We start from the raw sequence: 13,613 nt of genomic DNA on the forward strand, positions 1-13,613 counted from the left end.
AATATCATAAGTGCACTCTTTCCTTTCAAATACCCCATAAATGATGATATACTTATCTTAGGCGGTATGCTCACCAACATATGAATATGATCTGGCATCAAGTGCCCTTCTATAATCTCTACTCCTTTATAGCTGCATAGCTGCTTAATAATATCTCTAATATCTATTTTGTATTGATTATAGATTATTTTTCGTCTATACTTTGGTGTGAAGACGATATGATATTTGCACATCCATTTTGTATGTGCAAGTGAATATTCTTTCTTTGCCATAATTACCTTTCCTTTCTACAATATAGCCTGAACAACTCTATTGTACACGGAAAGGTAATTTTTGTATAACATCCGACGCGCACCCGCATAGCGGGTGGTTAATTGTTTCGCCCATTTACATTTTTCGGTTCAGAGAAAAACTCCAATGGGCGAAACAGGCTAAAGTCATTAATTTTATAAAAAATACCCTAAAATTATAAGTTTTAAGGTATTTTTTATCTTTTTAATTTATTTATTTTTCATATCTTTTTCAACATTTTTTTTGATAATCAAATACTTTCAATGTATTTAATCTCAAATCTTCTTTTTCTTGTGGTGATTTTTTGAAGTCATAATTATAAACTGCACTTTCCCAGCTACCATACATAGGATTAGGGAATATTATATATTTTTCTCCGAACTTATCTGCTATACCTTTAAGCTTTTCATCTCTTTGCTCTAATGTAAGCCCTTCAAATTCTTCAAAGTCAACTATATTGTCACCAAAAAGCATTATAAGGTTATATTCTTTTGCAACTTTTTGTCTTCTTGCCTCTTTGCTCTTATCATCTTTTGATTTAAGTAATACGTGTTTTTCATCTGCACAAGGCAAGCCCTTGTCTTCAAGGTTTTTTATTGTAGCTTTTAATTGATCAGTTTTTCTATCTGATATATAAAATACTTCAACACCTTTTGATTTTGCATAATTTAGAAACTCTTTTGCTCCAGCAACAGGATCTGCCTTTGCTTCATCTACCCATTCTTTCCAACCTTCCGGATACATCTTCATAGCATAAGCAAAATATGCCTGCTGAGGTGAATTATCCAATACTGTTTCATCAATATCAAGTGCTATCGCATAAGTTTTATCGCTCTTTTCTTTAATTTTTGCGTCAAGCACGGTTTTAGCCACATTATATCCTTGATGATATAATGCTTTTGCCTCTACTGATGATTGATACCACAAAGTCCCCATAAGATTTTCTCTGCTTAGAGTTTCGTTTGTTACTGTCGGTTTTTCGCTTGTTACAACAGTTTTTTCATTTTTTACTTCCGTTTTTGTATCAGCCATTGCGTACATAGGCATAACCATTGTAAACGCAAGTGCCATAGGTAAAATTTGTTTTTTAAAATTCATAAAAGAACCTCCTTAAAATGAAATTTTTAATAATGTTTTATGTATAAAAACTGTTTATACTTAATTTTAAAACTTTTTATGTAAAATTACAAGATTTTATATAAAATATATAATCGCAATTTATGACATATGTCCTTGATTTTATAAAAATTCATAAAAATATAATATTCATTAAAAAAAGATACCTATATAAAATAGATACCTTTTTATTTTATTAAAAATCATCAATTGTAATTAATATATAATGTAATTAGTCTAATATTTTTGATACAACGCCTGAACCTACTGTTCTTCCACCTTCTCTTATGGCAAATCTCATTCCTTCTTCCATAGCTACCGGTGTTATAAGCTCAACAGTTATTGTTACGTTATCTCCAGGCATTACCATTTCTACTCCTTCAGGTAATTGGATATCTCCTGTAACATCTGTTGTTCTGAAATAGAATTGAGGTCTGTAACCTTTGAAGAATGGAGTATGTCTACCACCTTCATCTTTTTTAAGAACGTATATTTCGCCTGAGAATTTCTTTTTTGGATGAATAGTACCCGGTTTTGCTAAAACTTGTCCTCTTTCTATTTCATCTCTGTTTACACCTCTTAAAAGTGCTCCTATGTTATCTCCTGCTTGAGCTTGGTCAAGTAGTTTTCTGAACATTTCTATTCCTGTTACTACTACTTTTCTTGATTCGTCTTGTAGACCTACTATTTCTACTTCGTCTTGTACTTTTAGTACTCCACGTTCTACTTTACCTGTTGCAACTGTTCCTCTACCTGTTATTGTAAATACGTCTTCTACAGGCATTAAGAATGGTTTATCTGTATCTCTTACAGGTTCTTCTATATATTCGTCTATTTTTTCAAATAGTTCTACTATTTTGTCTCCCCATTCGCTTGAAGGATCTTCTAAGGCTTTAAGAGCTGAACCTCTTACTATTGGAGTATCATCTCCAGGGAATTCATATTCATTTAGAAGTTCTCTTACTTCCATTTCAACCAATTCCAATAATTCTTCGTCATCTACCATATCGCATTTGTTCAAGAATACTACTATTTTAGGCACACCAACTTGTCTTGATAGAAGTATATGTTCTCTTGTTTGAGGCATAGGACCGTCTGCTGCAGAGCAAACAAGTATTGCACCGTCCATTTGTGCAGCTCCTGTTATCATGTTCTTTACATAGTCGGCGTGTCCCGGGCAGTCAACGTGAGCGTAGTGTCTGTTTGGAGTTTCATATTCAACGTGAGCTGTTGATATTGTGATTCCTCTTTCTCTTTCTTCAGGAGCTTTATCTATATTGTCAAATGCAACAGCTTCTCCTGTACCGTATCTTTCATGTAACGTTTTTGTTATTGCTGCTGTTAATGTAGTCTTACCATGGTCAACGTGACCTATTGTTCCAATATTAACGTGTGGTTTTGTTCTTTCAAATTTTGCTTTAGCCATTGTTATTCTCCTTTTTTAATTTTTATTTTTAATTTTTTATATTTTCAAAATTATTTTCCTTTTTCGGTTATCTTAGCTGCTATAGATGCCGGTACTTCTTCATAGTGGTCAAATATCATTGTATGTGTTGCTCTACCTTGTGTTGTGGAACGAAGATCGGTTGTATATCCGAACATTTCTGAAAGCGGAACATATGCAGATATTGCTTGAGCTCCACCTACTCTTGCCTCCATACCTTCTATTCTTCCTCTTCTTGAGTTAAGGTCACCCATAACATCACCCATATAATCTTCAGGTGTTATTACTTCTACCTTGAATACAGGCTCCAATATAACAGGGTCAGCTTTTCTCATACCGTCTTTAAATGCCATTGATGCTGCAACTTTAAATGCCATTTCAGATGAATCGACTTCGTGGTAAGAACCATCATAAAGCTCTACTTTTACGTCAACAACAGGATATCCTGCAACAACACCTGACTGCATAGCACCTTGTATACCTGCATCTACCGGTCCTATATATTCCTTTGGAATAGCTCCACCGACTATAGCATTTACAAATTCATACCCTTTACCAGGTTCTTGAGGTGTCATTCTTATCTTAACGTGACCGTATTGTCCTCTACCGCCTGATTGTTTAGCATATTTGTTTTCTATATCAACAGCTTTTCTGATTGTTTCTCTATAAGCAACTTGAGGTGCACCTACATTGGCCTCTACCTTAAATTCTCTCAGCAATCTGTCTACTATTATTTCAAGGTGCAACTCTCCCATACCTGAGATTATTGTTTGTCCTGTTTCTTCATCAGTTCTGACTCTGAATGTAGGATCTTCTTCAGAAAGTCTTGCAAGTGCTGTACCCATTTTCTCCTGAGCAGCCTTTGATTTAGGCTCTATCGCTACTGATATAACCGGCTCAGGGAATTCCATAGATTCAAGCACTATCGGTGCCGACGGATCACAAAGCGTATCTCCTGTTGTAGTATCTTTAAGACCTACAGCCGCAGCTATATCTCCTGCATAAACTTCTGTTATTTCTTTTCTTGTATTGGCGTGCATTTGCAGTATACGACCTATTCTTTCTTTTTTGTTCTTAGTTGAGTTCAAAACATAAGAACCTGAGTTCAATATTCCTGAATAAACTCTAAAGAAAGCCAATTTACCTACAAACGGATCCGCCATTATTTTAAATGCCAACGCTGAAAACGGCTCTTCATCAGATGAATGTCTTTCTGCTTCTTCTCCGTTTGGAAGAACTCCTTTTATAGCTTCTATATCTGTCGGAGCAGGCATATAGTCAACTACTGCATCCAAAAGTAATTGAACCCCCTTGTTTCTGTATGAAGTTCCACAGAAAACAGGATTTATAGTAGTGTTAATTACTGCTTTTCTAAGAGCTGCTTTTAACTCATCTATAGTTATTTCTTCACCTTCAAGGTATTTCATCATCAATTCTTCATCAGTTTCAGAAATTGATTCTATCATTTTTTCTCTATATTCTTCAGCTTTTTCTTTATATTCAGCCGGTATTTCAGTTATTTCTATATCTTTGCCTTGATCATCTTTGTATATGATAGCTTTCATTTCAAGAAGATCTATCATCCCTTTAAATGAATCTTCGGCTCCTATCGGTATTTGCATAGGCACAGCATTTGAACCAAGTCTGTCTTTCATCATTCCTACAACTCTATAAAAGTCCGCGCCTGTAATATCCATCTTGTTTACATATGCTATTCTTGGAACTTTATAGTTGTCCGCTTGACGCCATACATTTTCTGATTGAGGCTCAACTCCGCCTTTTGCACAAAATACTGCAACCGCTCCGTCAAGTACTCTAAGTGAACGCTCAACTTCAACAGTGAAGTCAACGTGTCCCGGAGTATCTATTATGTTTATTCTATTATCTTTCCAATGAGCTGTTGTAGCAGCAGAAGTAATTGTTATACCTCTTTCTTTTTCCTGCTCCATCCAGTCCATTTGAGACGCACCCTCATGAGTTTCTCCAAGCTTATGAGTTATACCTGTATAATAAAGTATTCTTTCGGTAGTTGTAGTTTTACCGGCATCTATATGAGCCATTATACCAATATTTCTGGTTCTTTCTAAAGGATATTCTCTACCCACTGATTCTCTCCTTCCAATCTCTACTTTAGAGTTAATTACCAACGATAATGTGCGAATGCTCTGTTTGCTTCTGCCATTTTATGAGTGTCTTCTCTCTTTTTAACAGATGCACCTGTATTGTTTGCTGCATCCATTATTTCTTTAGCAAGTTTTTCAGTCATTCCTTTTTCGCCTCTTAGTCTTGAATATCTTACAAGCCATCTAAGTCCAAGAGTTTCCCTTCTGTCAGCTCTTACTTCTATAGGTACTTGGTAGTTAGCTCCACCGACTCTTCTTGCTTTTACTTCAAGAACCGGCATTATATTGCTCATGGCTTTTTCAAAAACCTCTAAAGGATCTTGGTCGGTTCTTTCTTTTATTAAATCAAATGCTCCGTATACTATTCTTTGAGATGTACCTTTCTTTCCGTCAAGCATTACTTTGTTTATAAGTTTCGTTACAACTCTGCTTGAATAAATAGGATCAGGTAAGACTTCTCTTTTTGATATTTTCCCTTTTCTTGGCATTAACTTCCCTCCTTAATAATAATTAATTCATCGGTACTCGACACTGAAACTTATGCCGCTTGCCTTTTATATCTATTATTTATAAAAAGCGTGGACATCTGTTTGGTAAACACGGGGTGTCTACTTCTTAGCTTCTTTAGGTTTCTTTGTACCGTATTTTGATCTTGCCTGTCTTCTTTTTTCTACTCCTGCTGTATCAAGAGTACCTCTTATGATGTGGTATCTAACCCCCGGTAAGTCTTTCACTCTACCGCCTCTTATAAGCACAACGCTATGCTCTTGAAGATTGTGTCCTTCACCCGGAATATACGCTGAAACTTCCATAGAGTTTGTAAGTCTTACTCTGGCAACTTTTCTAAGCGCTGAGTTAGGTTTTTTCGGTGTAACTGTCTTTACAGATGTGCAAACTCCTCTTTTTTGTGGAGCTGATATATCTGTAGGTTTTTTTCTTAGTGAATTAAATCCTTTTTGTAGTGCCGGAGAAGTTGATTTCTTTTCAACTTTTTCTCTACCACTTCTTATTAATTGGCTAATAGTTGGCATTATAGCACCTCCTTTATTTTTAATGTTTGCCAACAGCTATGTCCATAGCTTGAATGTATATTTTACATACCTTACAATTATATCACTTCAAATTACAAGCGTCAATATATTTTTTATTTTCTGATACTTTATTTTACAACTTTTAAGATTAACACCTCTTAACTATCAAGTTTTGCAAACATTTTATCTATTTATATTTATCAATTTTTTAAGCTGTTTTCAAATTTTTGCAAATCTTCATTTTTCCCTATTAATAATATTGCTGTATTTTTTTCTAATATCTCATTTGGATTAGGAACTATATTAAGCTCATCATCTTTTTTTGTTGCAACTACATTTAGCAGATATCTCTTTCTGATTTCAAGTTGTGCCAAGGTTTTTCCAACCCAGATTTCAGGAATTCCTATCTCTACTATTGTATAATTAGGATCTAAATCTATCTTATCGAGTATATTTTCCGATACGAGATTATTAGCTATTTTAATACCCATTTCTTTTTCCGGCGTTATAACTTTATTTGCTCCTATCTTATAAAGTATCTTTTCTTGTATTTCACTTCCTGCTTTACATAATATATATCCGACTCCCAATTCTTTTACTGCGAGAGTTGTTATAACTGACGCTTCTATATCTGAACCTATTCCCACTATTACAACATCGCAATTAGCTACCCCTATTTCTCTAAGCACATTTTCTTCAAAACTGCTTACAGTAACAGCTTTTGTAACATAATCAGCTATACTTTGAGTAACTTCTTCGCTATAATCTATCGCAAGCACATCATATCCGAGTTTGTATAATGTCTTTGCAACAGACGAGCCGAATCTTCCACAGCCTATAACTGCAAAACTCTTCATAATCCATACTCCTTTCAAATATGACTATCCTACCGCTATATCTTCTTTCGGATATATATATTTTTTTTGCCCCAAATCTGTTATAAATGTATATAAAACTGTAAGCGAGCCTACTCTTCCCGAAAACATTATTATCATAAGCACTATTTTTGCAACAGCATTCAATTTTGTAGTTATGCCGAGAGTAAGACCTACAGTTCCATATGCCGATGTAACTTCATACAATATAGTCAAAAAATCAAACTGAGGATTTGTAAGCGATATTATCATCGTGCCTGTAAAAACCAGAAAAAATCCTATCACAAGTATTACAAGCGCCTTGTTCAATACATTATATGATATTCTTCTTCCAAATGCCTCTATATTTTCTCTTTCTTTTATAAGAGATATTACTGATATTAATATAATAGCAAATGTAGTGGTCTTTAAACCTCCTGCGGTTGATGCCGGAGAGCCTCCTATAAACATCAATATTATAGTCAAAAATTTGCTGCTGTCTCTCATAGCATTTATATCTATCGTGTTAAATCCTGCTGTTCGTGGACTTACTATTTGAAATAACGAAACCAGCACTTTCTCCCATAATTTCATTTCGCCTATTGTTTGAGGGTTATTCATCTCAATCAGAAAAAATATTATTGAAGGTATTAATATGAGCAATAATGTGGTTATTATAACGATTTTTGTATGTAATGCAAATTTGTCGAAGTTCTTTTTATCTTTTATATCCAAAATAGTCGAAAAACCCAAACCTCCAAATATTATAAGAAACATTATTGTAAAATTTACGATTATATTATTATAATAATTTGTAAGCGATGAAAAATTTCCCATAATATCAAACCCTGCATTACAAAATGCTGATATTGAATGAAATATTGAGTATGCAATTCCTTTTAGCATACCCATTTCAGGGATGAACACAAACGAAAGAAAAAACATCCCCATCAATTCTATAATAAAAGATATTATAACGATATTTTTGCTCAATCGTATAACTCCGGATATTTTTCCCGAATTAAGCGATTCTTGTATTACCAGTCTTTCAGAAAAAGAAATTTTTTTACCCATAAATTTGATTCCCATAGTAGCTATGGTCATAAATCCGAGTCCGCCTATCTGAATAAGTATTATTATTACAGTTTTACCGAACAATGACCAATATGTTCCTGTGTCTACTGCAATAAGTCCGGTTACACAAACTGCCGATATAGACGTGAACATTGCATTTAACAGACCGACAGATTCGTTATTTGCACTTGATATGGGCAAATTAAGTATAAGACCTCCTATTACCGCTATGAGCAAAAAGCCTCCTGCAAGTATTTGGCTTTGAGAAAGTTTTCTATATATCACGGACATCATACTTTTCTCCCCTAAAAAAACAATAAGGTTTCCGACATCTGTTTAAAATACCGAAAACCTTAAAAATTTATTTTCCTAATGCTTGTTTTGAAACTTTTACCAATGCTTCAAATCCGCTTGGATCTTTTATAGCCATTTCTGACAACATTTTTCTGTTTATATCTATGTTTGACAATTTAAGTCCATGCATAAAGTTAGAATAACTCAAACCGTATTGTCTTGTTCCGGCATTTATTCTTGCTATCCATAGCGCTCTAAAGTTTCTCTTCTTTTGTTTTCTTCCTATATATGAATAAGCAAGTGCTTTCATAACAAACTGATTAGCTGTTCTGAAAAGTTTCGATCTGGCTCCTCTGAATCCTTTAGCTAATTTTAGAATCTTTTTATGTTTTTTCTTAGCATTTACTGCTTTTTTTACTCTTGCCATTGTTAATCCTCCTTAGTTTTTATTTATATGGTAGTAATTGAGAAATTCTTGCTGTATCTCCACTTGACACAATGGCAGCTTTTCTGAAGTTTCTTTTTCTCTTTTGTGATTTTTTAGTTAATATATGTGATTTGAACGCTTTAAATCTTTTAAGTTTTCCAGTGCCGGTAACTTTTATTCTTTTTGCGGCACCTCTGTGAGTTTTCATCTTTGGCATTTTTCTTTTCCTCCAAATTATTTTTATTTTTTATATTAAATAATCAAATAGATTATATTATTTGAATATCTAATTTTTTAAGCAATACTTAATACAACCCAAAAATATAAATTTTAAATTAACATAGTTATTTTTTTACGGGATCTATCATTAAAACCATAGTGTTACCCTCAAGACGCGGTTTATTTTCTCCTGCTGTTCCATGGTCTTTTATAATTTCCATAAATTTCTCTATGACCTGAACTCCCATCTCCTTGTGCCCAAGCTCTCTACCTCTAAACCTTACAGCAACTTTCACCTTATCTCCGGCTGCCAAAAACTTCATCGCCATATTGGCTTTAGTTTCCAAATCATGTTTTTCTATTACAGGTCTTAATCTTACCTCTTTCATAGATATGACTTTTTGTTTTTCTTGGACTCTTTTTCTTTTTTGGCAATTTCATATTTATACTTACCATAGTCCATTATTTTGCACACAGGTGGATTTGAATTAGGTGATATTTTCACCAAATCAAGATTTTTGCTTGAAGCCAAATTCTGAGCGTCCTTCGCTGACATTATTCCGAGCTGTTCTCCCTCTTCACCGATAAGTCTTATTTCTTTATCACGAATTTGCTCATTTATTTGTTGCTCTTTAATAATCATACACCTCCATTTAGGGTAATTTTTACAATAAAAAAAACGGATAGAATACTATCCGCTCACACTGCTGATTTAATGATAAATCAATACTATGTAATAATGAATCGTCAAAACTACATTCATATCAAAACCTTATAAGCATTACCATAAGGTGAGAAACGGATATTTCTTCTTTTTAATACTCGTATTATTATATCACTTTTTTTCTTCTTGTCAAGTATATTTTATAAGACCACAACTTTATTTTTTCCTGTACGTTTTCCTTCATACATCTTTTCATCGGCATCGTTTATCATATCTGCAACACTTTTATAATTTTTTGAGCCTACACTTCCAAACGTCATAGTAACTCCGATATTATGCTCCTTGTATTTCATTTTCATATTCTCGATTTTTATTCTAACTCTATTTAATATCGACATAACTTTACTTGAATCTAATTGTCCCATATCGTCTCTTTCATTTCTTAAAAGTATTAAAAATTCCTCTCCGCCCCATCTTGCAACAACATCGTCATTACGAAATTCCTGTTTCAACACATTGGCTATAAGTATAAGTATTTTATCGCCTACATCATGTCCATATGTGTCATTTACATACTTAAAATCATCCAAATCAGCAAAAGCTATATAAAATACGTTACCCTCCTTGCCAATTAGCTTATTCATATCTTCAAGTATTATATTCATTTTATGTCTGTTAGTCAAACCTGTAAGCTCATCGGTTCCAACTATCTCTTTCATCTTTTTGACTTCGCTTTGCAAAAAGAAATTTTCAATTATATTTGACCAGCCGAGCACTTTTTCGGAAAAGAAGAGTACAGTGAATAATCCTACTCTATTCGCCAAAATTAAAAAAATATCCAAAAAACTCAGATTGCTTACATTTCCTTCCAATTCTACTACAAAGTATAATACAAGATATGTCAACGCCATAAATATTGCCATAAAATAAAATTTCTTTTTTTTGGAAAACGGAACTGTAAGTGCTATTACTACAACCACTATAAGCCAATTTTGAAAACCGTGTTCCCATCCCATAATGACTGTAGACATTATACAATATATTGTAACTTCAGCAAAACCTATTAATAATGTGGTTTCCTTGTATTTTTTCGTTTTTGTCAAAAGCACGACAAATAACAGCATACTGAAAATATTATAGTATCTCAATATAGGCTGTTTTGCAAATACAAAAGCAAATTCTGCGAAGATATGCAACACAAGTCCTATAAATATAATCCAATAATAGCTGATTTCTTTCTTCGGATATTGGGCATCTTTTCTATCCATACATCTCCTCCACACAAAAAGCTAAAATTTATAGATATAATTATACAACTATTCTCTTGCCTTGTCTATTGAAATATAATTTCCCCAAATCTGTATTTTTATGTACAAAGTATATAAAAATAATATTATTATATATGTTATAATTACAAAAAACAGACTTTTATGATCAAAATTTATATATGAATAATTTATCGATGTCAAAATTTCATTTGATTTGTAAAATAAATATATTATAAAATTAACTACGTTACAAAAAACATCTCTCACAAACGGTATTTTGACAAAAATTATTGATAACAACATAAACGGATAAGCCAATGATATAAGAGGAACGCTTATGATATTGGTGATTACACTTATCAGACTGACTATCCCAAAATTATAATACACATATGGAATTGTGAGTATCTGCGCTGATAAAGTTACACATACCATAGACAAAATCAATTTGCATAAATTATTTTTCACAATTTTTTCTAAATGTTCAAAGATAATTTTGTAGAACATAGATATCGAAAACACCGACATAAAGGATAGACAAAATCCGAAATCATATATGACATAAGGATTTAATATCATATAAAATGCAGACAACAAAAAACCTATAGAAAATATATCATACCGTTCTTCTAAAAATATGCTCGCTATAAATGTTATATAAAATATATAAGCCCTTACAGCCGGTGGATTTGCCCCTGTAAGTATCACATAAAAAAGCGTAAATAAAACTGATATTATATATCTTTGTTTTTTAGAAAGAAAAAATGTTATATTGAAAAATATTCCGGCAATAAGCACTATATGAAATCCCGATATGCTTATTATATGACTTATTCCGGCTCTCGAAAACAACATAATCTCATCTTTTGAAATAAACTCTCTGTCCGCAATTATGAGTGTTCTTATTATAGTCGAATAATCTTTATACAAAAAATCTATAATGCTTTTTAAATTTTGCCTTATCTCATCCATAATGCTTGCTACAGATATTTTATGCCCAATTTTTTCAATATAATCTATGTACATCCTATAATCATAGCCTTTACTTTTAAGATATAAGCCATAATCTCCCAGACTAAGCAAATCCTGTCTGTATCCGCCGGCACATATAAAATCTCCGACTCTATACTCATCTGCTATATAATTATTTACCATAACAAAATTTTGGGAGTATATATAATATTTTGCATTTCGAATTTCTATCTTATCAATAACTGCTCCTTTAAATTCTACATATTCTTTTCGATAATTTATGTTTTTTGAATTATTATATATTATAAAAGCCGATGTACATAGTATGATTATAAAAATAAAAAAAGAGAACCTTCTGATTTCAAAATTTTTAATCATAAGTCCTCCTTGTTAAATTATACTGTTATCTTCTAATAGTAAACTACATCAAAGTTTCTCTTCTCGTTAAAATAAACTTATATATTGTACAATTTTCTGAGTCATTATTTTTTTATTAAGTGTTGCACTTATATTATAAACCTAAAAAATAATATTGAAATATATTAATTTAAGCGTTTATATTAATCTCTTCTTCTCCCTGAGTTTGCTATTATAATCAGTCTGAGCACTGATAACAAAGATGCTGCAACTCCCGCCACATAAGTTAGCGCCGCGGCTTTTAATACCTTTTTGGAACCGTCTATTTCCTGAACTTTGAGTACATTACATTCTCTAAGCAAGTCAAATGCCCTGCTTGATGCGTCAAACTCAACAGGCAGTGTTATTATTTGAAATAAAAGCGTAAGAGAAAATAAACCTATACCTATAGGAACAAGAAAATTAAAACTCCCAAATATTATACCTGCTATAAATATCGGCATAGCTAAATTTTGACCTATATTTACAATTGGAACTATACCCGCCCTTAAAAGATAAGGTTTATAATCTTTCAAATCCTGCACGGCATGTCCACATTCGTGAGCTGCTACGCTCACCGCCGCAATAGATGTCGAATTCATAACAGACTGTGATAATGATATAGTTTTGTTTCTCGGATCATAATGATCTGTAAGCTCTCCTGCTATAGGAACAACCCTTATATTTGAAAGTCCGTTTGCATCTAATATAACTCTTGCAGTTTGAGCACCTGTCATACCTGATGCACTTCTTATCATGGAGTATCTCGAAAAAGTAGACTTTAATCTGCCACTTGCAAACATCGATATAAGTCCGCCTATAATTATAAGTATGAATGTCCAATCATATCCGAAACCGTAATAATATGGCATATCTTTTTCTCCTTTCTATATAATCGGATTTTTTAAACTTGTTTTTTCACAAATAAACCGAACAAGCCCTTTCTCATATTTATAAAAGCCGAAAAAATGACTTCTTTTAAAAATTTAAACCTATTTTTATGGCATTTATATTTTCTAATACTCTTTCTTACATCTCTCTCAAAATCAAGAGATATAAGCGACAGTCCCGTCATAAAAAATATAAATCCCGGCATTATAGGCAACATACCTCCAATTATTCCGAGAATTATAAAAAATATTCCTAAAGATTTTCTGAAAACTCCATTTCTTATATTTATTTTCATTAATCATTACCTACTTTCTGATAAAACAGAATTTTATATTATTATCCAATTTAATCTTTAATGTGAACATATCTTGATTTTATGCTGACACCTGACAAAATAACAGATATTTTTAATTTATAATCATCCAAAAACTGATTATTATTTTTTATAATATCCATTAATCAAATAAGGTTTAGTATTAAATAGTATTTTAATTATATTCAGTAATGCTTAAGTTAAAATTAAAAATATAATAAATTTTAGTTAATCTA

Annotated in this window: 14 protein-coding genes and 1 pseudogene; all 15 read right to left on the bottom strand. The window is 32.4% G+C overall.

The window, feature by feature from the left end; genetic code table 11:
* On the bottom strand, nucleotides 1-272 hold a 272-nt coding region (tnpA, locus tag HMPREF9629_RS11365), incomplete at its 3' end, for an IS200/IS605 family transposase (RefSeq protein WP_009524486.1).
* Nucleotides 273-522: 250 nt separating this feature from the next.
* A complete protein-coding gene (locus HMPREF9629_RS01225) occupies nucleotides 523-1,389 on the bottom strand; it encodes a 5'-nucleotidase, lipoprotein e(P4) family (protein ID WP_009524487.1) in 867 nt (288 codons plus the stop codon).
* 250 nt (nucleotides 1,390-1,639) lie between these two features.
* Nucleotides 1,640-2,833 (bottom strand): elongation factor Tu, encoded by a 1,194-nt coding sequence (gene tuf / locus HMPREF9629_RS01230; RefSeq protein WP_009524488.1) that lies wholly within the window; start codon nucleotides 2,831-2,833, stop codon nucleotides 1,640-1,642.
* Between the two features lie 50 nt (nucleotides 2,834-2,883).
* Complete coding sequence (gene fusA, locus HMPREF9629_RS01235) at nucleotides 2,884-4,956, bottom strand: elongation factor G (protein ID WP_009524489.1); 2,073 nt, start codon at nucleotides 4,954-4,956, stop codon at nucleotides 2,884-2,886.
* A gap of 35 nt (nucleotides 4,957-4,991) precedes the next feature.
* Nucleotides 4,992-5,462 (bottom strand): 30S ribosomal protein S7, encoded by a 471-nt coding sequence (gene rpsG / locus HMPREF9629_RS01240; protein WP_009524490.1) that lies wholly within the window; start codon nucleotides 5,460-5,462, stop codon nucleotides 4,992-4,994.
* Between the two features lie 120 nt (nucleotides 5,463-5,582).
* The gene (gene rpsL, locus HMPREF9629_RS01245) at nucleotides 5,583-6,005 is read right to left on the bottom strand and encodes a 30S ribosomal protein S12 (RefSeq protein ID WP_009524491.1); all 423 of its coding nucleotides are present in this window, start codon (nucleotides 6,003-6,005) and stop codon (nucleotides 5,583-5,585) included.
* 200 nt (nucleotides 6,006-6,205) lie between these two features.
* Nucleotides 6,206-6,862, bottom strand: a complete 657-nt coding sequence (locus HMPREF9629_RS01250) for a potassium channel family protein (protein WP_009524492.1) — start codon at nucleotides 6,860-6,862, stop codon at nucleotides 6,206-6,208.
* A gap of 24 nt (nucleotides 6,863-6,886) precedes the next feature.
* Nucleotides 6,887-8,227, bottom strand: a complete 1,341-nt coding sequence (locus tag HMPREF9629_RS01255; RefSeq protein ID WP_009524493.1) for a TrkH family potassium uptake protein — start codon at nucleotides 8,225-8,227, stop codon at nucleotides 6,887-6,889.
* A gap of 67 nt (nucleotides 8,228-8,294) precedes the next feature.
* Nucleotides 8,295-8,654, bottom strand: a complete 360-nt coding sequence (gene rplT, locus HMPREF9629_RS01260; protein ID WP_009524494.1) for a 50S ribosomal protein L20 — start codon at nucleotides 8,652-8,654, stop codon at nucleotides 8,295-8,297.
* A gap of 19 nt (nucleotides 8,655-8,673) precedes the next feature.
* Nucleotides 8,674-8,871 carry a 50S ribosomal protein L35 gene (rpmI, locus tag HMPREF9629_RS01265; protein ID WP_009524495.1) on the bottom strand — a complete coding sequence of 66 codons (198 nt, stop codon included), beginning with the start codon at nucleotides 8,869-8,871 and terminating at the stop codon, nucleotides 8,674-8,676.
* Between the two features lie 127 nt (nucleotides 8,872-8,998).
* Nucleotides 8,999-9,516 (bottom strand): annotated as a pseudogene (gene infC / locus HMPREF9629_RS01270) (translation initiation factor IF-3).
* A 221-nt stretch (nucleotides 9,517-9,737) separates the two neighbouring features.
* Nucleotides 9,738-10,805, bottom strand: a complete 1,068-nt coding sequence (locus tag HMPREF9629_RS01275) for a GGDEF domain-containing protein (RefSeq protein ID WP_009524498.1) — start codon at nucleotides 10,803-10,805, stop codon at nucleotides 9,738-9,740.
* A 48-nt stretch (nucleotides 10,806-10,853) separates the two neighbouring features.
* Complete coding sequence (locus HMPREF9629_RS01280; RefSeq protein WP_009524499.1) at nucleotides 10,854-12,155, bottom strand: ComEC/Rec2 family competence protein; 1,302 nt, start codon at nucleotides 12,153-12,155, stop codon at nucleotides 10,854-10,856.
* Between the two features lie 182 nt (nucleotides 12,156-12,337).
* Entirely contained in the window at nucleotides 12,338-13,045 is a 708-nt protein-coding gene (locus tag HMPREF9629_RS01285; protein ID WP_009524500.1) for a zinc metallopeptidase, read from the bottom strand.
* A gap of 32 nt (nucleotides 13,046-13,077) precedes the next feature.
* Complete coding sequence (locus HMPREF9629_RS01290; RefSeq protein WP_009524501.1) at nucleotides 13,078-13,359, bottom strand: hypothetical protein; 282 nt, start codon at nucleotides 13,357-13,359, stop codon at nucleotides 13,078-13,080.
* Nucleotides 13,360-13,613 lie beyond the last annotated feature (254 nt).

This window comes from Peptoanaerobacter stomatis (genome assembly GCF_000238115.1).
Classification (GTDB): Bacteria; Bacillota; Clostridia; order Peptostreptococcales; family Filifactoraceae; genus Peptoanaerobacter; species Peptoanaerobacter stomatis.